Source organism: Pseudomonas crudilactis (genome assembly GCF_013433315.1).
In the GTDB taxonomy this organism is placed as follows: domain Bacteria; phylum Pseudomonadota; class Gammaproteobacteria; order Pseudomonadales; family Pseudomonadaceae; genus Aquipseudomonas; species Aquipseudomonas crudilactis.
In genome coordinates this window covers 77,759-101,295 of record NZ_WXVV01000007.1, presented here as the reverse complement: position 1 = coordinate 101,295, position 23,537 = coordinate 77,759, and the positions used below count along the sequence as shown (strand labels likewise).

The window sequence follows — 23,537 nt, the reverse complement described above, 5'->3', positions numbered from 1 at the left end:
AAGCACCGCCATGCACACCATCGCCCGAATCACAGTCCTCACACTGGCCCTGGGCTTGAGTGCATGTGCGGTGCAACGACCGGAACCGACCACCAACCTGCCGCCAATCCCGCCGTCGCAGCCAAGCCCGACCCCATCGACCTCGCCAACACCTGGCAAAAGCATCCCGGCGAAACCGGCAAAACCCGTCCCGCGCACCTCGGCCAGCTTCGCCCCGCCACCGGGCGGCAACAGCCACTGGGACCAAAAACTCGGCGTCTACGTCCTCGACGACCAGACCAACACCTTCTACCGCCAGCGCACCTACTACCGTTGGAACAACGGCTGGAGCCGCTCCGTCAGCCCGAACGGCCCGTGGGAAGACACCAACATCCACGGCGTGCCACCGGGGTTGGGCAAGCAGTTCGGGCAGTGAATGAAACGGCGATCTTTGGATCGCCGTTTTTTTGTCTGTCGTTTGTGCTGAATGCTTCAGAGAATGGCGCGATAACCTTCAAGCGCTTGGACCGACTGGGTCAATCCTTGTCGTTGCAGTAATCGCAAAAACGACTCGACATCCATCGCTGGCGTTTTCAGTTGTTTTCGCTGCTTTTGGGCGGCAGCGACAACTGCTGCCGAATCAAGATGGAACAGGTTTTCGACGAACTCATCGGGATGCTGTGCTTCGATACCAAAAGGGGCGAGCTGCGTATCGGGAAAGTCTTTCAAGTTGAACGTCACGATGACGCCTGCACCACAGCGAATGGCTGCCGCCAGTACATGACGGTCATCCTGATCGGGCAATGACAATCCGTTGACCAGTTCTTCGTAGTCGCAGACGCAAGCTTCGGGGATCGCGCGGTCCATCAATTCAGACGTACGATCCAGTTGTTCCATGGTCAGGTCAGTGCGGTTCTTCAATAGATTGCGTTTCCATTCGCTGTGAATCTCCTTGCTCCATCGCGCCCGGAACCGCCCCGAGAGGGCAAGCCACATCAAAAAGTCTCTTAGCGGCGTAGGGTACAAAACACATGCATCGGCTCTTTATTGGCGAGGCAGCCGTGAAGGAGGAATGCCTCACTCGTATCCTGTCCTCAGTGCCTGTGCCTGCTCTGCGAGAAGCATCATTGCCTGCTCGCTGGCGCTGTCACGCCGGGTCTTATAATCCATCAGATCGGCAAAGCGCACACGTCGGTGCTTGCCGGTTTTATGGTAGGAAATCTCGCCGCTTTCCAGCAGCTTAATCATGTGCGGGCGTGAGACATTGAGCAGATCAGCGGCTTCCTGGGTGGTCAGTTCGGCGTGTACTGGCACGACTTTAACGGCGTTGCCCTCTGCCAGCGCTGCAAGAATGTCAGCAAGCAGGCGCAGGGCCGACGTTGGCAACTCGACACGATGAGCTTCGTTCTGCTCATCGAAGATCTGTATGTGCTGGGTTTCGAATTGGGTAGCGAGGTAAGCGGCCAAGGCACGCTGGCCCTCGATGGCGGCTTTGATCTCGCGCTCTACGGGGAGGGTGACCGGCGGATGAATAACAATCGACATGATGGTTTTCCAGCTTTCTGAAAAGACAATGTCGGGACGTTATTCGAATTAAACGAAAATCGCAATAAACGAAACGTTACGCGTCAATGGTTGCTCACTAGAAGCCCGTGGACACACTCAACAATCGCCCTTGCCTTGGCACTCGCCATCCGCCCCGTCGGAAACACCGCCCACAAACCCTGATCCGGCAGCGTCCACCCCTACAGGGGAGTCGTGTTGTTGATTAAAACGAGGCTTTACCGACCGAGGCGCCGCCATCGACGAACAATGTCTGCCCGGTGATGAAGCCACCCTGTTCTGCAGGTAGAAACCGCCATTGCCATAGCAATCTCTTCTGGTCTTCTATTGTTCAGGGCTCTGGATCTGAGCCGCTGAGTGTGATTGGGTCCGGTTGCGATGCAATCAATCACACTCTGTAAAACAACCGGACGTCGCTCTGTGGATTTTCGTGCTTGAGTAAAGATAACTCTAGGGTTACTTTTAATGGGCCGGGGCAAGGAGGCGATTGGTGCAAAGCAGGTTATTGATCAAGGAGCTGGAGGAGGCGGGTTGGACGCTGGACCGGATTACCGGCAGTCATCACATTTTCAGGCACCGTTACAACCCTTACACGATTCCCGTTCCTCATCCGAAAAAGGATTTGCCGTTGGGGACAGTCAAAAGCATCAGGAGACGTGCCGGGTTGTACAACCTGCCAGCCAGTTTCGAAGGAGATCCATAATGCAATATCCAATCTGTATCGAGTGGGGAGACGAGAACACTGCCATCGGTATTCAGATCCCCGATATTCCCGGCGCCGTTACAGCAGGGGATAGCTTTGAAGATGCCTACAACGCGGCGGTTGAAGTCGCCCACATCATGCTGCAGGAGATTGCGGCGGACGGGGAGTCGATTCCTATGCCGACTTCGGCATCCGCTCATCGCAGTAATCCGGACTTTGCCGACATGGGTTGGGGCATGCTCGAGCTGGACATTTCGCCCTATCTCGGCAAGACCGAGAAGGTCAACGTAACGCTGCCCGGTTATGTGATTCAGCGCATCGATCGTTATGTGCGCGAACACAACGTCAAAAGCCGCTCCTCCTTTCTGGCGGATGCGGCGATGGAGAAACTGGTTCGTTATTAAGCTTCATCGCTCCCCCAGGCTCAATGAATAACCTGTGGGAGCGAGCCTGCTCGCGAAGCTTTTGCCTTACGCCGTCGCCAATGAACCACGCTGCGCAACACTCAAAAACCGCAACAACGCCAACAGCGGAAACACACTGCCGACAATCACGATCCACAACCAGCCGCCATGCTCATACACCGCACTGGCCACCGACGAGCCGAAGGCGCCGCCTATGAAGATGCTGGTCATGTACAGCGCATTCAGCCGGCCACGGCTTTTCGCGTCCAGCGAATACACCGCGCGCTGGCCGAGGACCATGTTCATCTGCACGCAGAAGTCGAGCACCACGCCGGTCACCGCCAGGCCGATCACGCTGTAGGCGGGGTGAATGAACGCCGGCAGGAAGCTCAGGCTGGCAAATATCATCGCCAGCAGCGAAGCGATGCGAGTATGGCCAGCGTCAGCCAGGCGTCCGCTGATCGGCGCGGCGATGGCACCGATGGCACCGACCAGGGCGAAGATCGCAATTTCGCTTTGCGACAGGCCATGGTTGCGCGCCAGTTCCAGCGGCACTGCGGTCCAGAACAGGCTGAACGTGGCGAACATGCAGCCTTGGTAAAACGCCCGTTGGCGCAGTACTGGTTGCTGGCGCAGCAACGTCCACAGCGAACCGATCAATTGGCCATACGTAGCGCTGTGATCCGGCTGGCGCTTGGGCACTGTCAACGCCAGCACCACGCTGATTGCCGCCATCAGTGCAGCGGCAATCATGAACATCGCCCGCCAGCCCAAATGATCGGCGACCACGCTCGACACCGGCCGCGCCAGCAGGATACCCAGCAACAAACCGCCCATGATCCCGCCGACCACCCGGCCACGGGATTCTTCCGGCGCCAGATGCGCCGCCAGTGGAATCAGGATCTGCACCGACACCGAACTGAAGCCCACCAGCAACGAGATCAGCAGGAACACGTTCGGCTGATCGGTAAACGCCGCCGCCAGCAGGCTGGCAATCGCCACCACGGTGGTGATGATCATCAACCGGCGGTTCTCCAGCAGATCACCCAGCGGCACGAGGAAAAACAGGCCCAGCGCATAACCAATCTGCGTCAGCGAGACGATGAAGCTGGCCATGGTGTCGGAGAGGCCGATGTCCGGCGCGATCAGGCCGATGATTGGCTGTGCGTAGTAGATGTTGGCAACGATGGCGCCGCAGCAGAAGGCGAACAGCAGCACCATGCCTCGGGTCATTGTGTGGGTTGTGGCGGTCATATCGTTTCTCGATCCAGCGAAAGGGATGCGGTGAGGCTAAGGATTAATCCGCAAGGGCAGAAGACGCCGGCGGTTGATATCAGTTATTCCGTTGCGCAATGACAGGATGCTAGCGGCGTGTCATTCATCGGCGGACCTTGCGTCCGACCGTAGGGGGTCGATGATACATTCACTTACATCCCGTTCGATAGCGTGCTTATGTTTGCATCGGGCTTGTTCAACATTGATGACCGGAGGATTGCAATGTTTCGTCAGCAGCTTCGCCACACCGCAACGATTGTCTTGATCACCCTGCTCGGCGCGACGAGCGTGCAGGCCGCCGATGCCCCGGGGATGCGCATCGGTGTGCGCGGAGAGATCACCGGGGTCAATACCGACAGCCTGAAAGTCCACGTCAACAGCGGCGAGAACGTGTTGATTCAGCTGACCGGCGACACCAAAGTTCGCGCGGTCACCCTGGCCAATATCGAAGACATCAAACCCGGCAGTTACATCGGTTCGGCGGCGATGCCGCAAGAGGATGGCACGCTCAAGGCGCTGGAGGTGCATGTGTTTCCGCCGGAGCTGGCGGGTAGCGGCGACGGGCATCGGCCGTTCGATCTGGCCAAGGGCAGCAGCATGACCAATGGCAGCGTCGGCGATCTGGTGGTGAGCAACGGGCGGGTGCTCACGGTGAACTACAAGGGCGGGCAGCAGAAGATTCTGGTGCCGGAGGATGTGCCGATTGTGAATTTGGTGCCGGGGGATCGGAGCTTGCTGAAGGTTGGGGTGAAGATCGTTACGTTCGTCACGCAGAGTGCGGATGGCACGCTGACGGCGCAATCGATTTCTGCGGGGAAGGATGGGGTGACGCCGCCGATGTAAAAGCAGACCCTCACCCTAGCCCTCTCCCGGAGGGAGAGGGGACTGATTGGGGGATGCTGAAGGAATACGCCGACATGAAACTGCGGTGCCGAATCCATAATCGATAAGGTCTTTCAGGTCGATGTAACTCGCCAGACACCTCGGTTGGCCCCCTCTCCCTCTGGGAGAGGGCTGGGGTGAGGGTAAAGCGGCCACAAAAAAAGGCGACCTCAGTGGATCGCCTTTTTCATGTCAGCTTAAACCTTACTGCCCACTGTAAATCTGATCGAAAACCCCACCATCATTGAAGTGAGTCTTCTGCACCGTACGCCAGTCACCAAAGGTCTTCTCCACCGAAAGGAAATCAACTTTCGGGAAACGATCAGTGTACTTCGCCAACACCGCCGGATCACGCGGACGCAGGTAGTTCGCCGCCGCAATCTCCTGGCCTTCCGGCGACCACAGGTACTTCAGGTACTCATCCGCCGCCGCACGCGAACCTTTCTTGTCGACCACTTTATCGACCACGGACACCGGCGGCTCTGCTTCAGCAGAAACGCTCGGGTAGATCACTTCAAACTGATCACGGCCAAACTCGCGAGCAATCATCTCCGCTTCGTTTTCGAAGGTCACCAGCACGTCGCCGATCTGGTTGGTCATGAACGTCGTAGTCGCCGCGCGGCCACCGGTATCCAGTACCGGCGCTTGCTTGAACAGTTTGCCGACGAAGTCTTTGGCCTTGTTCTCGTCGCCGCCGTTCTTCAGCACATAACCCCAGGCCGACAGGTAGGTGTAGCGGCCGTTACCCGAAGTTTTCGGGTTTGGCACGATCACTTGCACGCCGTCCTTGAGCAGATCCGGCCAGTCTTTCAGCGCTTTCGGGTTGCCTTTGCGGACGATGAACACAGTGGCCGAGGTGAACGGCGCGCTGTTGTTCGGCAGACGCGTGACCCAGTTTTCCGGTACCAGTTTGCCGTTATCGGCGAGGGCGTTGATGTCGGTGGCCATGTTCATGGTGATGACGTCAGCCGGCAGGCCATCGATGACCGAGCGCGCTTGCTTGCTCGAACCGCCGAAGGACATCTGCACCGTGATGTTTTCGTTGTGCTCGGCTTGCCAGTGTTTCTGGAACGCAGTGTTGTAGTCCTTGTAGAAATCGCGCATCACGTCGTAGGAAACGTTGAGCAGCGTCGGGGCTGCCTGGGCGAGGTTGGCCAAGGCCAGGCCGGCGGCGAGAAGTGAGGCGCCAAAGAGTTTTTTCACTGCGCATTCCTTGTTTTATCGGTGTAGAAGCAGGGGGTGATGTTCAATTGCCACTGACTATAACGGGGCGCGCATAGTCGTTTAAAGATTAAAAAGCTCTGTGCTTATTCCAGTTTCTTGAAGAGTGCATTGCCACATCGCGAGCAGAACGCGGCGCCGTGTTCATGGCTGTTTTTCTTGCACACCGGGCAGTCGTGTTGCAGCTGTTCGCCGCGCATGGCGTTGGCCAGTTCGGCGGTGAAAATCCCCGTCGGCACGGCGATGATCGAGTAACCGGTGATCATCACCAGCGACGAAATCACCTGACCCAGCGGGGTCTTCGGCACAATGTCGCCGAAGCCCACGGTGGTCAGCGTGACGATAGCCCAATAGATGCCTTTGGGAATGCTGGTGAAGCCATGCTCGGGGCCTTCGATCACATACATCAGCGTGCCGAACACCGTCACCAGCGTGCAGACGCTGACCAGAAACACGACGATTTTCTGCTTGCTGCCACGCAGCGCCGACATCAAGTAATTGGCTTGCTTGAGGTACGGACTGAGCTTGAGCACACGGAAGATCCGCAACATCCGAATGATCCGGATAATCAGCAGGTACTGCGCATCGCTGTAATACAGCGCGAGGATGCCGGGCACGATCGCCAGCAAGTCCACCAGCCCGTAAAAGCTGAAGGCGTAGCGCAACGGCTTGGGCGAACAGTACAGGCGCAGGATGTACTCGCCGAGAAAGATGATCGTGAAGCCCCACTCGATGTAGGCCAGCACGTCCGCATAGTTCTGGTGAATGCTGTCGATACTGTCGAGCATCACGATCACCAGACTGGCGAGGATGATCAACAGCAGGATGCCGTCGAAGCGACGCCCGGCGAGGGTGTCACTCTGGAAAATCATCACGTAAAGCCGTTCGCGCCAACTGTTGCTGCTGTCCATGGATAACGCCTGAATCGAAGATCAGCGCAGCCTAGGTTGATTCTCCCCATGAGCGCAAGGCGCACGCTCGACCGGGTTTTTGCCGAGCGTCTGAATCCCGGCGCGGATCAGCCAGCCGGCGAGGATAAACGGCGCGGTCAACGTCGCGAGGCCGACCGCCGCAAACAGCGGCGTGACCAGCAGCGCGAGGACGATACCGAGCAGCGGCAGCCACGGTTGTTGGCGTTGGGCGGAAAAGGCGAGGGCGGCGAGCACGGCGTTGTAGCTGCCGAGGCCTAACAGTGCAGCGCTGGTTTCGTGGTGCAGCAGACTGGAGCCGAGGCCGATCGCCGACGCCAGCAGCGCCCAGCAAAACGCCCGGCGATCAGCGATCAGCAAACCGATGGCGATCAATGCGCCGGCCAGTGGGTGACCGAGGAACATCACTTGGCCCAAACCGCGCAGTTCAGCGGCGAGCAGGTTCAGCGTGTTCATCTCGATGTGCGCCATCGGCGCCGACGGTTCGGCGAACAACAGCAGGATCCAGCTCAGCGCCACGAACGGCGAGGTGTAGGCCGGAATCGAGCGGCTGCGGTACACATGTTTGAGCCATTGTTGCGTGGCCATCGCGCTCAGTCCGCCGGCTGCGAGAATCAGCGGTGGCAGCAGCGGTGACCATGGGAAATACAGGCTCAGCAGCAGGCCAAGCAAAATGCCGTTGTAGCTGAACAACCCGGCCTGGCGATCAGCCTTGGCGTAGTTGCGCCGTTGCGCGGTGAGCAAACCGGCGACGGCACCGAGCAGCGCACCGGCGAACAGCACCGGTGCAGTGAGCAGGATCGCCAACAGGCACAGGAGGCCGCACAGCGGATGGCGCTGGAGGAATATCTGACTGAAACCGTTGAGCAAAGCCTCGGCCCAGTCGGGGCAGTGGGTGTTGAAATGATTGGCAGGCATGGCAGTTCTGAAAGTCAGTGAAACCGAGGCGCCTGCATCGCCAGCAGGCTGGCTCCCACACTGAATCTCTGTTCAGTCTTGATCTTGTGAACGACACAAAACCCATGTGGGAGCCAGCCTGCTGGCGATGAGGCCAGTTGTAGCGCTCAAGCATTTTGATTGAAGGAATTACCGCTATTCCCCCAGGTGCTTTTTGAGCTTGAAACGGTGTGGCTTAAATCAATGTTTCGATCCGCAGCGAGTTAGTCGATCCCGGCTGCCCGAACGGCACGCCGGCAGTGATCAGCAGCGTGTCACCACGCTCGGCCATGCCTTGTGCCTGGGCGATTTCCAGCGCGGTTGAGCAAACCTCATCGACCTGACGCAGACGATCGTTGACCACCGAATGAATGCCCCACGCCACGCTCAAACGCCGTGCGGTTTGCAGGTTCGGCGTGAGGTTGAGGATCGGCGCTTTCGGCCGTTCCCGCGCCGCACGCAAACTCGATGCACCCGACTCGCTGTAGTTGACCAGCACCGCCACCGGCAGCACGTTGCTGATACGCCGGATCGCACAGCTGATCGCATCGGAAACGGTCGCTTCAGCCTTCGGCCGGCTGACGTCGAGCTGGGTCTGATAATCCGGGCCGTTCTCAACCTGACGAATGATCTTGCTCATCATCTGCACAGCTTCCAGCGGGTATTCGCCGGACGCGGTTTCTGCCGACAACATCACCGCGTCAGCGCCTTCGGCCACGGCGTTGGCAACGTCCGTTACCTCGGCGCGGGTCGGGGCAGGGGAGAAGCGCATCGACTCAAGCATCTGTGTCGCTACTACCACCGGTTTGCCGAGTTCACGGCAGGTGGTGATGATGTTTTTCTGAATCTGCGGCACGCTTTCGGCGGGTACTTCAACGCCGAGGTCACCGCGAGCCACCATGATCGCGTCACTCAGTTCCGCGATTTCGCGCAGTTGTTCAACGGCGGAAGGCTTCTCGATTTTCGCCATCAAAAAGGCTTTGTCGCCGATCAGCGCGCGGGCTTCGAGGATGTCTTGCGGACGCTGCACAAACGACAGCGCCACCCAGTCCACGCCCAGCTCCAGCCCGAAGCTCAGGTCACGGCGGTCCTTGGCGGTCAGCGGGCTAAGGTCGAGCACCGCTTGCGGCACGTTGACGCCTTTGCGGTCCGACAGTTCGCCGCCATTAAGCACGGTGGTATCGATCGCGTCGGCGTACTTGGTCACTACGCGCAGACGCAGTTTGCCGTCGTCGAGCAGCAGATCCATGCCCGCTTCCAGCGCCGCGATGATTTCCGGATGCGGCAAATTCACTCGGCGCTCATCGCCCGGCGTCACGTCCAGATCCAGACGAAAGGCCTGACCGCGATGCAGCTGCACCTTGCCGTCAGCGAACTTGCCGACGCGCAGTTTCGGCCCCTGCAAGTCCATCAGAATGCCCAGCGGGTAGTTGAGCTGACGCTCGACTTCGCGGATCCACTGGTAGCGCTTGGCGTGGTCGGCGTGATCGCCGTGGCTGAAGTTCAGGCGGAAGATATTCACCCCGGCCTCGACCAGTTCACGGATGTCTTCGATGCCATCGACAGCAGGCCCGAGGGTAGCGAGGATTTTGACCTTTTTATCAGGCGTCATGATTTGCAGTTCTCAAGGATCAGAATGGCGCGGAAGTCGTTGACGTTGGTGCGGGTCGGCTCGGTGACGATCAGTGCATCGAGCGCCGCGAAATAGCCGTAACCGTTGTTGTTATCCAGCTCGTCGCTGGCGCTCAAACCGAGTGCGGCGGCGTGGGAGTAGCTGTCCGGGGTCATGATCGCGCCGGCGTTGTCTTCCGAGCCGTCGATGCCGTCGGTGTCACCCGCCAGGGCATAGACGCCCGGCTGGCCTTTGAGATTTTCGGTCAGGCTCAGAAGGAATTCGGCGTTGCGTCCGCCACGGCCGTTGCCGCGCACGGTCACGGTGGTTTCGCCGCCGGAGAGAATCACGCACGGCGCTGCCAATGGCTGGCCATGGTTGATGATCTGGCGGGCGATGCCGGCGTGGACTTTCGCCACTTCGCGCGACTCACCTTCGAGATCGCCAAGGATCAGCGTGCTGAAACCGGCCTGACGGCATTTCACCGCAGCGGCATCCAGCGATTGCTGCGGGCGGGCGATCAACTGGAAGTGACTGCGCGCCAGGCTCGGGTCGCCGGGTTTGACGGTTTCCGACTCAGGACTTTGCAGCCAGTTGCGCACGGATGCGGGAATCTCGATGCCGTAGCGCTTGATGATCGCCAGCGCTTCGGCGGAGGTGCTTGGGTCGGCCACGGTCGGGCCGGACGCGATGACCGTGGCGAGGTCGCCCGGTACATCGGAAATAGCGTAGGTGTAGACAGTCGCAGGCCAGCAGGCCTTGCCCAGTCGTCCGCCCTTGATCGCCGAGAGGTGCTTGCGCACGCAGTTCATCTCGCCGATGGTCGCGCCGGATTTGAGCAGGGCTTTGTTGATCGATTGCTTGTCGGCGAGGGTGATGCCTGCGGCCGGCAACGCCAGCAGGGCAGAGCCGCCACCGGAGAGCAGGAAGATCACGCGGTCTTCTTCAGTCAGGTTGCTGACCAGCTCGAGCACGCGTTTGGCCACGGCCAGACCGGCAGCGTCCGGGACGGGATGCGCGGCTTCGACCACTTCGATTTTTTCGCACGGGGCGCCGTGACCGTAACGGGTCACAACCAGGCCAGAGACTTCTCCCTGCCAGTTGCGCTCGACCACTTGCGCCATCGCGGCGGCGGCTTTGCCGGCACCGATGACGATCACCCGGCCGCTACGATCGGCAGGCAGATGGGCTTCGAGGACCTGGTTCGGATGGGCCGCGTCGATGGCTGTGGCAAACAGCTCGCGCAGCAGTTGTTGCGGATCGACCGACATGGCGGGCTCCCGGAATTCTTGTTATTCGAAAGGGCGGTAGAGATCCCTGTGGGAGCGAGATTGCTCGCGAAAGCGGTGGATCAGTCAATATCCATGTCGACTGACACGCCCTCTTCGCGAGCAAGCTCGCTCCCACAGGTTTAAGCGGTGGGGCAGTGGCTTTATTTGTTGTCGCGAATCGAGAAGTTGGCCATGTGCTCCAGACCTTTGATCAGCGCCGAGTGATCCCAGTTGCTGCCACCGATCGCTGCGCAGGTGCTGAACACTTGCTGGGCGTTGGCGGTGTTCGGCAGGTTGATGTTCAACTCCTTGGCGCCTTGCAGGGCCAGGTTCAGATCCTTCTGGTGCAGGCTGATGCGGAAGCCTGGATCGAAGGTGCCTTTGATCATGCGCTCGCCGTGCACTTCAAGGATCTTCGAGGAGGCGAAACCACCCATCAGTGCTTCACGCACCTTGGCTGGATCAGCACCGTTTTTCGAAGCGAACAGCAGGGCTTCAGCAACGGCTTGAATGTTCAGGGCGACGATGATCTGATTCGCGACTTTGGCGGTTTGACCGTCGCCATTGCCACCGACCAGGGTGATGTTCTTGCCCATGGCCTGGAACAGCGGCAGTGCGCGTTCGAAGGCATCGGCGTCGCCGCCGATCATGATGCTCAGGGTCGCGGCTTTGGCGCCGACTTCACCACCGGATACCGGTGCGTCGAGGTATTGCGCGCCTTTCTCGTTGATCTTCGCCGCGAACGCTTTGGTCGCTGTCGGCGAGATCGAGCTCATGTCAATAACGATTTTGCCTTTGCTCAGGCCAGCGGCAACGCCGTCAGCGCGGAACAGTACGTCGTCTACCTGTGGGGTATCCGGCACCATGACGATGATGAATTCAGCTTCCTGCGCGACTTCGCGCGGGTTGGCCAGGGCGACGGCGCCAGCGGCCACCAGGTCGGCCGGGGCGGCGTCGTGGTGCGCCGACAGGAACAGGCTGTGACCGGCTTTCTGCAGGTTCGAAGCCATTGGGTGGCCCATGATGCCGGTGCCGATAAATCCGATTTTAGCCATGAGAAAATCCTCTTGTTTTTATTGCTGCTTCAAGCAAAAAGGGAGCTACTTTTGTGTGGGAGCGAGCCTGCTCGCGAATGCGGTGGAACATTCAATATCCGTGTTGACTGAACCACCGCATTCGCGAGCAGGCTCGCTCCCACAGGGTTTTGCAGTGTTCTTAGATTGCGTTATGGGTTTTCAGCCAGCCGAGGCCTGCTTCGGTGGTGGTCAGCGGCTTGTATTCGCAACCCACCCAACCCTGATAACCGATGCGGTCGAGGTGTTCGAACAGGAAGCGGTAGTTGATTTCACCGGTGCCTGGTTCGTTGCGTCCCGGGTTGTCCGCGAGCTGCACATGGTTGATCTCGCCCATGTGCGATTGCAGGGTGCGGGCCAGATCGCCTTCCATGATTTGCATGTGATAGATGTCGTATTGCAGGAACAGATTGGCGCTGCCGACCTGTTCGCGAATCGACAGGGCTTGCGCCGTGTTGTTCAGGTAGAAGCCCGGGATGTCGCGGGTGTTGATCGCTTCCATCACCAGTTTGATGCCCGCTGCCTGCAGCTTGTCAGCCGCGTATTTGAGGTTGGCAACGAAGGTCTTTTCCACGGTGGCATCGTCTACGCCTTGCGGGCGGATACCGGCCAGGCAGTTGATCTGGGTGTTGCCCAGCACTTGCGCGTAGGCAATCGCCAGATCAACACCGGCGCGGAACTCCTCGACCCGATCCGGCAGGCACGCGATACCGCGCTCGCCCTTGGCCCAGTCACCGGCCGGCAGGTTGAACAGCACTTGGGTCAGACCGTTGGCATCGAGCCTGGCCTTGATTTCAGCGGAGCTGAAGTCGTACGGGAACAGGTACTCGACACCGCTGAAACCAGCCTTGGCGGCGGCGTCGAAACGGGCAAGGAAATCCTGTTCGGTGAAGAGCATGGACAGGTTGGCTGCGAAACGCGGCATGGTGGTCTCCTGAAAAACGGATGTGACACGGTTGGTCAGACTGAACGCGATCAGTCCCCTCTCCTGGGGGAGAGGGTTAGGGTGAGGGGGAATCCTGAGTCTGATCCCGATTGTGCGAGCACCGCAAAACCTTTCCCTCACCCCAGCCCTCTCCCAAGGGGAGAGGGGGCTAAAAGCAGTCAATCAAGCAGCGAAATCGCCGTTGGCGCATCGTTGCCGACCAGCGCCAGGTCTTCGAATTCGTTGACAGCGTTGATCTCGGTACCCATGGAGATGTTGGTCACACGCTCCAGAATGATCTCGACGATCACCGGCACCTTGAACTCTTCGATCATCTGTTCGGCCTTGCGCAGGGCAGGGGCGATTTCCGATGGCTCGAACACACGCAGCGCTTTACAGCCGAGGCCTTCAGCCACTGCGACGTGGTCAACACCGTAACCGTTGAGTTCCGGCGCGTTCAGGTTATCGAAGGACAGCTGCACGCAGTAGTCCATTTCGAACCCGCGCTGTGCCTGACGGATCAGACCCAGGTACGAGTTGTTCACCACGACGTGGATGTACGGCAGTTTGAACTGAGCGCCGACCGCCAGTTCTTCGATCATGAACTGGAAGTCATAGTCCCCCGACAGGGCCACGACTTTCCGGCTCGGATCGGCCTTCACCACGCCCAGCGCTGCCGGAATGGTCCAGCCCAACGGGCCGGCCTGGCCACAGTTGATCCAGTGACGCGGCTTGTAGACGTGCAGGAACTGCGCGCCGGCAATCTGCGACAGACCAATGGTGCTGACGTAGCAGGTGTCCTTGCCGAACACCTGGTTCATTTCTTCGTAAACGCGCTGCGGCTTGACCGGCACGTTGTCGAAGTGAGTCTTGCGGTGCAGGCTGGCTTTGCGCTGCTGGCAGTCTTGCAGCCAGGCACTGCGGTTTTTCAGCTTGCCGGCGGCTTGCCATTCACGCGCTACTTCGATGAACACGGTCAGTGCTGCAGCGGCGTCGGAAACGATGCCCAGATCCGGCGTGAACACACGACCGATCTGCGTGCCTTCGATGTCGACGTGAATGAACTTGCGACCTTCGGTGTAAACGTCAACCGAACCGGTGTGACGGTTGGCCCAACGGTTACCGATACCCAACACCACGTCGGATTTCAGCATGGTCGCGTTGCCGTAACGGTGCGAAGTCTGCAGGCCAACCATGCCCACCATCAGCGGGTGATCGTCCGGGATAGTGCCCCAGCCCATCAGGGTCGGGATCACCGGGATGCCGGTCAGCTCAGCGAATTCAACCAGCAGATCGCTGGCGTCGGCGTTGATGATGCCGCCGCCGGCCACCAGCAATGGACGCTCAGCCTGATCCAGCAAAGCCAAAGCCTTCTCGACCTGAACGCGGGTCGCAGTCGGTTTGGCCAGCGGCAGCGGCTGGTAGGCGTCGATGTCGAATTCGATCTCGGCCATCTGCACGTCGAACGGCAGGTCGATCAGCACGGGGCCAGGACGGCCGGAGCGCATTTCAAAGAACGCTTTCTGGAACGCGTAAGGCACCTGGCCCGGTTCCAGAACAGTGGTCGCCCACTTGGTGACTGGCTTGACGATGCTGGTGATGTCGACAGCCTGGAAGTCTTCCTTGTGCATACGGGCGCGGGGTGCCTGGCCGGTAATGCAGAGGATTGGAATCGAGTCGGCCGAGGCGCTGTAGAGCCCGGTGACCATGTCGGTACCGGCAGGGCCGGAAGTACCGATGCACACGCCGATGTTGCCGGCCTTGGTGCGGGTGTAGCCCTCGGCCATGTGCGAGGCGCCTTCAACGTGGCGAGCAAGGACGTGATCGATGCCACCGACCTTCTGCAAGGCGGAGTACAGCGGGTTGATGGCAGCGCCCGGGATGCCAAAAGCGGTATCAACCCCTTCACGGCGCATCACCAGAACGGCGGCTTCGATTGCTCTCATTTTGCTCATGGTTTTGTGCCTCTTTACGTTTTGTAATTGTATACAAGTGGCTTTGCGCAGAGTGTATTCACGGCGGACGGCGCAGGTCAATCCATTTTCTCAAGCGCCTGTTTCATTCGTCGGAAGCCTTTCTGACTGTGGCTTTTCGTCGCATGTGGCGCTTTTCGAGAATTATTGTATACAAAAAAATAACTCATTGTGTTCTATTTGTTGCATCGGCCTGCGGCAGAAAACCGCAGGCCCACGACTTTCCCTATAACAAAATGAGGACGGCACCATGAGCGCTTTAACCTTGAAAGTCGCAGTCAACCTGGTCAACGAAGCCATCAACGCAGGGCGCGGCATCAACGCCGCGCCGCTGACCATCGCGGTACTCGATACCGGCGGCCACCTGATCACCCTGCAACGCGAAGACGGCTCCAGCCTGCTACGCCCGAACATCGCCATCGGCAAAGCCTGGGGCGCCATCGCCCTGGGTAAAGGCTCGCGCCTGCTGGCACTGGATGCACAACAACGCCCGGCGTTTATTGCCGCACTCAACAGCATGGGTCAGGGCAGCGTCGTGCCGGCACCGGGTGGTGTGTTGATTCGGGATCAGGCGGGTAACGTGCTGGGCGCGATCGGGATTAGCGGGGATTTGTCGGATATTGATGAGCAGGTGGCGATCAGGGCGGTGGAGGCGTTGGAGTTGCGGGCGGATGCGGGGGTGGCTGCTTGATTTTGTAGCGTCTGATTAACCGCCTTCGCGAGCAGGCTCGCTCCCACATTGGATTTGTGCTCAGACACAAAATGTCTGAATACCCATGCTCCCTGTGGGAGCGAGCCTGCTCGCGAATACGATCTCAAAAACACATCTTGCTAAAAGTCTGACGCTTGGTCCGACAATCTCCGAACTAGCCTTTTCATGATCAGGACATGAAAAGGCAAAGGAATGCTGAATCTATCTGCTTCAAATCGTTTGCGCATCGGTCGTTACTCCGAACACAACCGCATCTACCTGCTGACAACCAATACGGCGGGAAGGCAGCCTGTTTTCAGCGACTTTGCACTGGGTCGATTGGTCGCCAGCCAATTTAGCGTCGCAGAGGAAATGGGCATTGCCAGTACGTTGGCCTGGGTTGTCATGCCAGATCATTTTCATTGGCTGATTGAATTGAAGCGCGGTTCGCTCGGCGAGTTGATGCAGCGTACAAAATCCCTCAGCACCAAAGCCGTGAATCTCTCGACGGGTCGACAGGCCAGTCTTTGGCAATCAGGCTTTCATGATCGTGCATTGCGCAGAGAAGAAGATTTGGTGAAGTTGGCTCGGTATATCGTGGCTAACCCGTTGCGGGCTGGTTTGGTTAAGAAGCTTGGCGACTATCCGCTGTGGGATGCGATTTGGGTTTGAGCGTTATTCTGTGTTGCCGCCATTCGCGAGCAGGCTCGCTCCCACAGGGGATTTGTGAACGCCACAGATCCAATGTAGGAGCGAGCCTGCTCGCGAAGCAGTCACCGCGGTCTATCAGTCCGGCTCACACCCTTTCAGCACCAAGCGGATAATCGTCTGCGCCGCCGCTTCATAATCCGCCTCGTCCAGCTTGTCCTTCCCCGTGACTGCAGAAATCTGCCAGTCGAAGTCGGCGTAGGTCTGGGTTGCGGCCCAGATGCTGAACATCAGGTGATTGGGGTCGATCGGGGCGATCTGGCCGCGGTCGATCCAGCTCTGAATACAGTCGATGTTGTGCTTGGCCTGGCCGTTGAGCTGCTCGACCAGGTCGGCGCTCAGGTGCGGGGCGCCGTGCATGATTTCGCTGGCGAATACTTTCGAGGCGAAGGGCAGGTCGCGGGAGATGCGGATCTTCGAGCGGATGTAGCCGCTCAGCACTTCGCTCGGTACGCCGTCCGGATTGAACGGGGTCGAAGCCTGCAAAATCGGCACGATGATGCTTTCCAATACCTCGCGGTAGAGGTTTTCCTTGGACTTGAAGTAGTAGTAGACGTTGGGCTTGGGCAATCCCGCCTTGGCGGCGATGTCGCTGGTTTTGGTCGCAGCGAAGCCCTTGTCGGCAAACTCCTCGCTGGCGGCACGCAGGATCAGTTCTTTGTTACGCTCGCGGATTGTGCTCATAAACCCGGTGGTTCCTTGCCTGTTCTGGCGGTTGCGCATGGTAGCACCGGCCTCGCGCAGCGCTCAAGAATGCCCCGTGTGGTCTGTGGTCGCGTTATGCTTCGCAACATTCACACATAAAAGGAAACAGGATTCATGGCAGGAAGCAGTTTGCTGGTGCTGGTCGACGATATTGCCACCGTGCTGGATGACGTGGCGTTGATGAGCAAAATGGCCGCCAAGAAGACCGCCGGCGTGCTCGGCGACGACCTGGCGCTCAATGCCCAGCAGGTCTCCGGCGTGCGTGCCGAGCGGGAAATTCCCGTGGTCTGGGCCGTGGCCAAGGGCTCGTTCGTCAACAAACTGATTCTGGTGCCCTCGGCGCTGGCGATCAGTGCGTTCGTGCCGTGGCTGGTGACACCGCTGCTAATGGTCGGCGGTGCTTACTTGTGTTTCGAAGGTTTCGAGAAGCTCGCGCACAAGTTTTTGCACAGCGAAGCAGAAGATGAAGCAGGGCACGCGCAGTTGACTGAGGCCGTTGCTGATCCAGCGACCGATCTGGTGGCCTATGAAAAGGACAAGATCAAAGGTGCGATTCGCACTGACTTCATCCTGTCTGCAGAAATCATTGCGATCACCTTGGGCACCGTGGCTGATGCTTCGTTGACGCAGCAAGTGATCGTGATGTCTGGTATCGCCATCGTCATGACGGTTGGCGTTTACGGCTTGGTGGCGGGCATCGTCAAGCTCGACGATCTCGGTTTGTGGCTGACCCAGAAGCCTGGGCAGTTCGCGAAGAAAATCGGCAGCGCCATTCTCAGCGCCGCACCGTACATGATGAAGACCTTGTCGGTGGTCGGTACGGCGGCGATGTTCCTGGTCGGCGGCGGCATCCTCACCCATGGCGTGCCAGTGCTGCATCACTGGATTGAGGGTGTTGGCGCGGCGGCTGGCAGTGCCGGGTTTGCGGTGCCGATGTTGCTCAATGGTGTCGCGGGGATCATCGCTGGCGCGGTGGTGTTGGCGGTGGTTTCTGTCGTCGGCAAAATCTGGAAAACCGTGAAGGGCTAACCAGCGACACAAAGCAAATGTGGGAGCGAGCTTGCTCGCGAAAGCGGAGTATCAGTCGACTTAAATATTGACTGGACTACCGCATTCGCGAGCAAGCTCGCTCCCACAGTGTTTTGTGGCAACCGTTTTTACTCGGCGATCTGCAGTTTGCGTGACTCGGTGTAGACGTAACGTACTTTCTCGTACTCAAACGGTGAGTTCAGTTGACCGTAGCGGAAACTGGTCTGGTAGCGTTTGTCGACCGCACGCAGAGCCCAGATCTCCGGGTGGTTGGAGCTGACTTCCGAGACGTTGAGGAAGTTGATCGCCGATTCGGTGGTGTAATCCACTGCCAGGCCTGCGGTATCGCGGATGTTCGACGGGCCGAAGATCGGCAGCACGAAATAGGCACCCCCCGGCACCCCATAGAAGCCCAGCGTCTGACCGAAGTCTTCGCTCTGACGCGGCAGGCCCATGGCGGTGGCCGGATCCCACAGGCCGGCAATGCCGATGGTGGTGTTGAGCAGCAGCCGCGCGGTGGTTTCCATCGAGCGCTGGCCCTTGAACTGCAACAGGCTGTTGACCAGGTTCGGCACGTCACCGAGGTTGTTGAAGAAGTTGCTCACCCCGGTGCGCACAAAGCTTGGGGTGATGTAGCGATAGCCGTCGACCACCGGCAGGAACACCCATTGGTCGAAGCGGTAGTTGAAGTGGTAGACCCGGCGGTTCCACGATTCCAGCGGGTCGTAGACGTTCAGCGCGTTGAGCGTCGAGCGCTCGAACTCGCGTTGATCCAGTCCCGGGTTGAACTTGAGTTTGGACAGCGGCTCTTTGAAGCCGTCGCTGTCGACCACCACGGGCGCGTTGGCTTTACTGTTGTCGGCCTGGGCCACGCCTGCGCAGAGTAGCGCTGCAATCAGCAGGAGATATTTAGCCACGGAAGAACTCCAGCATGGCGTCGCTGTTGACGCGGTAGTTAAGGTTGCCGCAATGGCCGCCCAGTGGATAAACAGTCAGGCGATCACCGAAGGTCTTGCGCAGGAAACCGAGGTCGCCCGGACCAAGGATCACGTCGTCGGCGTTGTGCATCACGGCGATTTTCGGGCTGTCATGCAGGTAATCCTTGAGCGCATACAGGCTCACCTGATCGATCAGTTGCAGCAGGCTGCCGCCATCGGTGCGCGCGCGCCACATCGGGATAACCTGCTCGGTCAGGTAGCAGTCGAAGTCGCATTGCAGCGCACGCTTGAGGAACGGCGTGAGGCTGGTGCCTTCGGTGATCGGAAATTTCGGCGGGGTGATCAGGCCGCGACGGTTGATCAGGTCCGAGGTAAAGGCAATGTCGGCTGCCGAGAAGCGGAACGAAGTGCCGATCAGCATCGCCATCTGCTCGTTGCTCAGGTGCTGCTTGGACTGCTGGAAGTCGTAGAGCAGCGCGTCGTTCAGGTCGATGTAACCTTTTTGCTGGAAGTAGCGGGTCAACTTGGCCAGCACCAGCTCATAGAACGTGGTGCTGTTGTTGATGCCTTTGACTTCGGTCTGGACCAGCTTGTCGAGGTTGGTGATCGAGGTATAGAGGTTGACCGGTGGGTTGAGCAGCAGGACTTTCTTGAAGTTGAAGCTGCGACGGGTTTCATCCAGGTGAGCGACGAACGCGGCGTCGAGGGCGCCGAGGCTATAGCCGGTGAGGTAGTACTCAGTGACTGGCACCTTCGGGTTTTGCGCACGTACTGCCTGCATTACCCGATACATGTCTTCAGCGTCTTCCTTGGTCACCCCTGGTGTGGCGAAGCGTGAAGCGGCGCTGATGAAGTCGAAGCTGGTCGGCGAGGACAATTGCACGACGTGGTAGCCAGCCTTGTAGTAGAGCTTTTTCAGGTATTCGTTGAGCGTGCTGTCGTAGCGCGCACCCGTACCGGCGATCAGGAATATCAGCGGCGCCGGTTTGTCCTGTTCGGCGATGCGGTAGGTCAGCTTTTTCACCGGCCAGAAATTGTCCGGCAGGATGAATTCGCGCTCCGGACGCAGAGTGACGCTGCGGTCTGACTGATTGATGTCATCGTCCAGCGGCAATTCCGGGCGCAAGTCCGGCGGGGTCGTGGCAATGGTCGCCTCGAACGGATTGGTCAGGGGATAGCCATAACTGGCGGCGTCGATATCCACCGCCAGTGCGGACGCACTCGAAATAAGGCCGCTGAACAGCGCGGCGAAGCGCAAGGAACGGAGCATGACTAGATCCCTTAGAGGAAGGTGCCGAATGAAGTTCGCAGGCTATGACCACCGGGTTTGCGCCAAAGTGCCATGCTGCGGCACCAAACAGGCAGAATTCGGAGTAATAGTAGCTGGACGATACACTTTGCACGGTCTGAATGAACAGTTAAGTGTTGTTAGCGCTTGCGTATGCATGACGGCAGATTAAGCTGGCCGCCGATTTCTCATGATTGGAGTGCTTCATGTCCCGCCGCTTGCCCTTGATTGTGCTGCTTGTTCTGTTGCCGTTGTGGCTGGCTGCCAGTTATGGCGCGCGTTATGGCTTTATGGAGGACGGGCAGTGGGTCGGTATCTGCGTGGATGAGGCCAGTCGCTGGGAATGCCAGGTGCGTTCCAACCTTGGGTTGATGATTCACTTCAAGGTAATGGGCTGGACGGCGCTCGGCGCGGCGCTGATCGGTTTTGTCGTGCCCGGGCGGGCAGGGTGGTGGCTGGCGGTGTTGGCGCTGGTGTTTGGGGCGCCGGCACTGGCGTTGTACAACACCACGTTGGCGGTGTTTGCGTTGGTGATTGCCGGCTTGCGGCTGGTCCGCGAGTCCCGTAGCGCCTGACAGTCAGTCTTCGCGAGCAAGCTCGCTCCCACATTTGGAATGCATTCTCCTGTGGGAGCGAGCAGGCTCGCGAAGAGGCCTGATGCCACTCTGAAGATCAGAAGCTGCGAACACGCAGGCAGCGCCACAAAGCAGCGACCATCAAGCCACTCACCAACGCCCACCCCCACGCCTGCTGATTCTGCAACCCTTCCTGATACAACTGCGGTGCAATCCCCGCACCGACAATAAACGTCAACAACGCAATCTCGCGACGCGGCACGCTCACCGGGCGGCACAGATAAACCAGCGCCGGCAGCACAAACGCCATGCTTGCAAAACTGCGATAACGCGGATCGAAGACCATCTCGAGCATCATCACCGCAGCGGCAAAACCTGCCGTCGCGACCAGCCAGCCAGCGCGACGTTCCAGCAGATTGAACGCCCGTTGACGCCAGCCAGTGCGAGCACTCAGCGTCAGCGCCGCATGCGCCAACACCAACAGGTTCAACGCGGTCAGCAAACCGACCCACAGCCACTCACTGGCAAACCGCGTGGTCACCCGCGCCAGATCACCCCAGGCGCCAATCGAACAAGCGGCGAGGGCGCCCAGTAGCGGCAACACCAGCGCCGAGCGTGTCGTACGAGCGCGACCGCCAAGGATCAGTGTGCCAAGGAAAATCAACCCGCCGACCGCCAGCCATTCCTTCCAGAACGGCACGTTGGTCACCGGCCCGGCCAGCACACCTTTGTCCTGACGATCGGCATCGAACAGGCCCCAATAACCGCCAACCGCACCTTCGCTGCCGCGCTTCCACGGCTGGTCAAACGCTTCGATCAGGTTGTAATGCCAGCCTTCCTTCTCGGCCATTGCGACAAAACCACGAATGAACTTGGCCTCGTTGACCCGGCTCGGCAGGGCGGTCTCACGCTGGCGGCCTTCGCTCGGCCAGCCGGTTTCGCCGATCATCACGTCTTTCGGCGCAAATTTATTGCCGAACACTTGGCGCACATCCGCGACGTGTTGCAGGGCGACGTCGATGTTCGACGGATCATCTTCCCAGTACGGCAGCAAATGGATGGTCAGGAAATCCACCGCTGGCGCGACTTCCGGATGCTTGAGCCAGAACTCCCAGACATCGGCGTACGTCACCGGTTGCTTGACCTGGCTTTTGACCTTATTGATCAGCTTCGCCAGTTGCGCGCCGGTGACTTCCTTGCGCAGCAAGGCTTCGTTGCCGACGATCACCGCGCTGACCACGTCCGGGTTGGCATTGGCCGATTTGATCAGCAGATCGACTTCTTTCTCGGTGTCCACCGGGTTGCTGTTGACCCAAGCGCCGATCATCAATTTCAGGCCATGTTTGCGCGCCAGATCCGGCAACGCCTCCAGACCCGTCATCGAATAGGTACGAATGCACTCAAAGCGAGTCGCCAGCAATGCGAGGTCGGCGTCTATGCGTTCCGGGCGCAGCTTGAACGGCACGTCGAACGGCGACTGATCTTTATCGAATGGGGTATAGGAAGCGCACTGCAATTTATGCGTCGGGGTCGCAGCGTCCGGCAGGATCACCGGTTGGCCGAGGCCGTACCAGAAGCCCCCGAGGGCAAACAGCCCAAGCAGGCAGGCGAAAAGATACGGCAGAAAGGGAAAGCGGGAAGTCGCGGACATGGTCAGGCCGAGTGGCTGCAAAGCGACGCATGTTACCTGCATTTATAGAGGGGTTGGTGGCTCGCATGATTTGCCCATGCAAAGTTCGGGCGGATTGTCTGGCGTCAAATATCCAGACGCCATTAATGGCCTTGTGATGTCGTTTCTCGTTGTCTTGAGGTCGCTGGCAGAGCAGGTCGCTATTGTCGTCAGGTCGATGATCGAAGTGTCAGTACTCCGCTGATGTTCTAACGAGTTTGCGGTCAGGCGTGATGGGGGCGCCGTGCACCATAACAATACGTTGACGCCGCCCGTCATCCGTCGGGCGCAGCATTTCGGGGAAGTAACGATGAAGATGCGACGACTTTTAGGCGCAAGTGCTGCTCTGGTGCTTGCGATGAGTTCCACGTTCGCCAGTGCAGAAAAACAGACCCTGAACATCGGTTACGTTGACGGCTGGTCCGACAGCGTCGCGACCACCCACGTGGCCGCCGAAGTGATCAAGCAGAAACTCGGCTACGACGTGAAACTGCAAGCCGTCGCCACCGGGATCATGTGGCAGGGCGTGGCCACCGGCAAACTCGACGCCATGCTCTCGGCCTGGCTGCCCGTGACCCACGGCGAATACTGGACGAAGAACAAGGATCTGGTCGTCGATTACGGCCCGAACTTCAAGGATGCGAAAATCGGCCTGATCGTGCCGGAGTATGTGAAAGCCAAGTCGATCGAAGACCTGAAAACCGATGACACCTTCAAAAACCGCATCGTCGGCATCGACGCCGGTTCAGGCGTGATGCTCAAGACCGACCAGGCGATCAAGGATTATGGCCTCGACAAGTACTCGCTCAAGGCCAGTTCCGGCGCAGGCATGATTGCCGAGCTGACCCGTGCCGAGAAGAAAAACGAATCCATCGCCGTCACCGGTTGGGTGCCGCACTGGATGTTCGCCAAGTGGAAACTGCGCTTCCTCGACGACCCGAAAGGCGTGTATGGCGCGGCTGAAACCGTAAACAGCATCGGCAGCAAAGAGCTGGCGACCAAAGCACCGGAAGTGGCCAAGTTCCTGAAGAACTTCCAGTGGGCGTCGAAAGACGAAATCGGCGAAGTCATGCTGGCGATTCAGGACGGTGCCAAGCCTGACGCAGCGGCGAAAGATTGGGTCGCCAAGCACCCGGATCGCGTGGCTGACTGGACCAAATAACCACCACACCGCTGTACCCCTGTAGG

The 23,537-nt window shown here is 59.1% G+C and carries 24 protein-coding genes and 2 pseudogenes; 9 read left to right on the top strand and 17 right to left on the bottom strand.

Going from position 1 to position 23,537, the window contains the following annotated elements; genetic code table 11:
- Positions 1-10: 10 nt before the first annotated feature.
- Positions 11-415: a hypothetical protein gene (locus GTU76_RS09755; protein ID WP_016987493.1), complete on the top strand. Its 405-nt coding sequence runs from the start codon at positions 11-13 to the stop codon at positions 413-415.
- Between the two features lie 56 nt (positions 416-471).
- Here the strand turns inward: GTU76_RS09755 and GTU76_RS09750 are convergent, their stop codons facing one another.
- From GTU76_RS09750 to GTU76_RS30530, 4 genes and pseudogenes are all read right to left on the bottom strand, one after another.
- Positions 472-975 (bottom strand): PIN domain-containing protein, encoded by a 504-nt coding sequence (locus GTU76_RS09750; protein ID WP_180698514.1) that lies wholly within the window; start codon positions 973-975, stop codon positions 472-474.
- A gap of 81 nt (positions 976-1,056) precedes the next feature.
- Positions 1,057-1,524 carry a helix-turn-helix domain-containing protein gene (locus GTU76_RS09745; protein WP_016987495.1) on the bottom strand — a complete coding sequence of 156 codons (468 nt, stop codon included), beginning with the start codon at positions 1,522-1,524 and terminating at the stop codon, positions 1,057-1,059.
- 83 nt (positions 1,525-1,607) lie between these two features.
- Positions 1,608-1,721: pseudogene (locus GTU76_RS29960) on the bottom strand (LysR family transcriptional regulator); the annotation flags it as partial.
- A gap of 26 nt (positions 1,722-1,747) precedes the next feature.
- Positions 1,748-1,865: pseudogene (locus tag GTU76_RS30530) on the bottom strand (SDR family oxidoreductase); the annotation flags it as partial.
- A 167-nt stretch (positions 1,866-2,032) separates the two neighbouring features.
- Here GTU76_RS30530 and GTU76_RS09740 point away from each other — a divergent pair.
- Both GTU76_RS09740 and GTU76_RS09735 read left to right on the top strand, forming a co-directional pair.
- Positions 2,033-2,245, top strand: a complete 213-nt coding sequence (locus GTU76_RS09740; protein ID WP_180698513.1) for a type II toxin-antitoxin system HicA family toxin — start codon at positions 2,033-2,035, stop codon at positions 2,243-2,245.
- The gene (locus GTU76_RS09735; protein ID WP_099758378.1) at positions 2,245-2,649 is read left to right on the top strand and encodes a type II toxin-antitoxin system HicB family antitoxin; all 405 of its coding nucleotides are present in this window, start codon (positions 2,245-2,247) and stop codon (positions 2,647-2,649) included. Before GTU76_RS09740 ends, GTU76_RS09735 begins: the two co-directional genes overlap by 1 nt.
- Positions 2,650-2,715: 66 nt before the next feature.
- Here the strand turns inward: GTU76_RS09735 and GTU76_RS09730 are convergent, their stop codons facing one another.
- The gene (locus tag GTU76_RS09730; RefSeq protein ID WP_180698512.1) at positions 2,716-3,903 is read right to left on the bottom strand and encodes an MFS transporter; all 1,188 of its coding nucleotides are present in this window, start codon (positions 3,901-3,903) and stop codon (positions 2,716-2,718) included.
- Positions 3,904-4,146: 243 nt separating this feature from the next.
- Here GTU76_RS09730 and GTU76_RS09725 point away from each other — a divergent pair, with 243 nt between their 5' ends.
- On the top strand, positions 4,147-4,767 hold the full coding sequence (locus tag GTU76_RS09725; protein WP_180698511.1) for a DUF5666 domain-containing protein: 621 nt from the start codon (positions 4,147-4,149) through the stop codon (positions 4,765-4,767).
- Between the two features lie 243 nt (positions 4,768-5,010).
- Here GTU76_RS09725 and GTU76_RS09720 read toward each other — a convergent pair whose 3' ends face one another.
- The 8 genes from GTU76_RS09720 to gcl all read right to left on the bottom strand — a co-directional run bounded on the left by GTU76_RS09720 (position 5,011) and on the right by gcl (position 14,728).
- Positions 5,011-6,009: a sulfate ABC transporter substrate-binding protein gene (locus GTU76_RS09720; RefSeq protein ID WP_016987500.1), complete on the bottom strand. Its 999-nt coding sequence runs from the start codon at positions 6,007-6,009 to the stop codon at positions 5,011-5,013.
- Positions 6,010-6,113: 104 nt separating this feature from the next.
- Positions 6,114-6,938, bottom strand: coding sequence for an ion transporter (locus tag GTU76_RS09715; RefSeq protein WP_016987501.1), 825 nt, complete (start codon positions 6,936-6,938; stop codon positions 6,114-6,116).
- Between the two features lie 21 nt (positions 6,939-6,959).
- Positions 6,960-7,874 carry an urea transporter gene (locus tag GTU76_RS09710; protein ID WP_175554977.1) on the bottom strand — a complete coding sequence of 305 codons (915 nt, stop codon included), beginning with the start codon at positions 7,872-7,874 and terminating at the stop codon, positions 6,960-6,962.
- 214 nt (positions 7,875-8,088) lie between these two features.
- Positions 8,089-9,504: a pyruvate kinase gene (gene pyk, locus GTU76_RS09705; RefSeq protein ID WP_180698510.1), complete on the bottom strand. Its 1,416-nt coding sequence runs from the start codon at positions 9,502-9,504 to the stop codon at positions 8,089-8,091.
- A complete protein-coding gene (locus GTU76_RS09700; RefSeq protein ID WP_180698509.1) occupies positions 9,501-10,775 on the bottom strand; it encodes a glycerate kinase type-2 family protein in 1,275 nt (424 codons plus the stop codon). Before GTU76_RS09700 ends, pyk begins: the two co-directional genes overlap by 4 nt.
- Positions 10,776-10,936: 161 nt before the next feature.
- Positions 10,937-11,830 (bottom strand): 2-hydroxy-3-oxopropionate reductase, encoded by an 894-nt coding sequence (locus GTU76_RS09695; protein ID WP_007919937.1) that lies wholly within the window; start codon positions 11,828-11,830, stop codon positions 10,937-10,939.
- A gap of 160 nt (positions 11,831-11,990) precedes the next feature.
- On the bottom strand, positions 11,991-12,773 hold the full coding sequence (gene hyi / locus GTU76_RS09690; RefSeq protein ID WP_180698508.1) for a hydroxypyruvate isomerase: 783 nt from the start codon (positions 12,771-12,773) through the stop codon (positions 11,991-11,993).
- A 179-nt stretch (positions 12,774-12,952) separates the two neighbouring features.
- The gene (gene gcl / locus GTU76_RS09685) at positions 12,953-14,728 is read right to left on the bottom strand and encodes a glyoxylate carboligase (protein ID WP_007919935.1); all 1,776 of its coding nucleotides are present in this window, start codon (positions 14,726-14,728) and stop codon (positions 12,953-12,955) included.
- 268 nt (positions 14,729-14,996) lie between these two features.
- Here gcl and GTU76_RS09680 point away from each other — a divergent pair, with 268 nt between their 5' ends.
- Positions 14,997-15,437 carry a GlcG/HbpS family heme-binding protein gene (locus tag GTU76_RS09680; RefSeq protein WP_180698507.1) on the top strand — a complete coding sequence of 147 codons (441 nt, stop codon included), beginning with the start codon at positions 14,997-14,999 and terminating at the stop codon, positions 15,435-15,437.
- Positions 15,438-15,650: 213 nt separating this feature from the next.
- Positions 15,651-16,109: an REP-associated tyrosine transposase gene (locus tag GTU76_RS09675; RefSeq protein ID WP_016987507.1), complete on the top strand. Its 459-nt coding sequence runs from the start codon at positions 15,651-15,653 to the stop codon at positions 16,107-16,109.
- Positions 16,110-16,223: 114 nt separating this feature from the next.
- Here GTU76_RS09675 and GTU76_RS09670 read toward each other — a convergent pair whose 3' ends face one another.
- Positions 16,224-16,829 carry a TetR/AcrR family transcriptional regulator gene (locus GTU76_RS09670; protein WP_007919931.1) on the bottom strand — a complete coding sequence of 202 codons (606 nt, stop codon included), beginning with the start codon at positions 16,827-16,829 and terminating at the stop codon, positions 16,224-16,226.
- Between the two features lie 135 nt (positions 16,830-16,964).
- On the opposite strand from GTU76_RS09670, the gene GTU76_RS09665 reads away from it, so the two are divergent.
- Positions 16,965-17,879, top strand: a complete 915-nt coding sequence (locus GTU76_RS09665; protein WP_016987508.1) for a DUF808 domain-containing protein — start codon at positions 16,965-16,967, stop codon at positions 17,877-17,879.
- A 128-nt stretch (positions 17,880-18,007) separates the two neighbouring features.
- On the opposite strand, the gene GTU76_RS09660 is transcribed toward GTU76_RS09665, so the two are convergent.
- Together GTU76_RS09660 and GTU76_RS09655 are read right to left on the bottom strand one after the other, a co-directional pair.
- On the bottom strand, positions 18,008-18,796 hold the full coding sequence (locus GTU76_RS09660) for an MlaA family lipoprotein (protein WP_175554974.1): 789 nt from the start codon (positions 18,794-18,796) through the stop codon (positions 18,008-18,010).
- Positions 18,789-20,087 (bottom strand): serine protein kinase PrkA, encoded by a 1,299-nt coding sequence (locus tag GTU76_RS09655; protein WP_016987510.1) that lies wholly within the window; start codon positions 20,085-20,087, stop codon positions 18,789-18,791. The genes GTU76_RS09660 and GTU76_RS09655 overlap by 8 nt, the downstream gene beginning before the upstream one ends.
- Positions 20,088-20,311: 224 nt before the next feature.
- Between GTU76_RS09655 and GTU76_RS09650 the strand changes: the two genes are divergently transcribed.
- Positions 20,312-20,680: a hypothetical protein gene (locus GTU76_RS09650; protein ID WP_180698506.1), complete on the top strand. Its 369-nt coding sequence runs from the start codon at positions 20,312-20,314 to the stop codon at positions 20,678-20,680.
- 97 nt (positions 20,681-20,777) lie between these two features.
- On the opposite strand, the gene GTU76_RS09645 is transcribed toward GTU76_RS09650, so the two are convergent.
- The gene (locus GTU76_RS09645; RefSeq protein WP_180698505.1) at positions 20,778-22,373 is read right to left on the bottom strand and encodes a glycoside hydrolase family 17 protein; all 1,596 of its coding nucleotides are present in this window, start codon (positions 22,371-22,373) and stop codon (positions 20,778-20,780) included.
- A gap of 286 nt (positions 22,374-22,659) precedes the next feature.
- Here GTU76_RS09645 and GTU76_RS09640 point away from each other — a divergent pair, with 286 nt between their 5' ends.
- The gene (locus GTU76_RS09640; RefSeq protein WP_016987515.1) at positions 22,660-23,511 is read left to right on the top strand and encodes a glycine betaine ABC transporter substrate-binding protein; all 852 of its coding nucleotides are present in this window, start codon (positions 22,660-22,662) and stop codon (positions 23,509-23,511) included.
- Positions 23,512-23,537 lie beyond the last annotated feature (26 nt).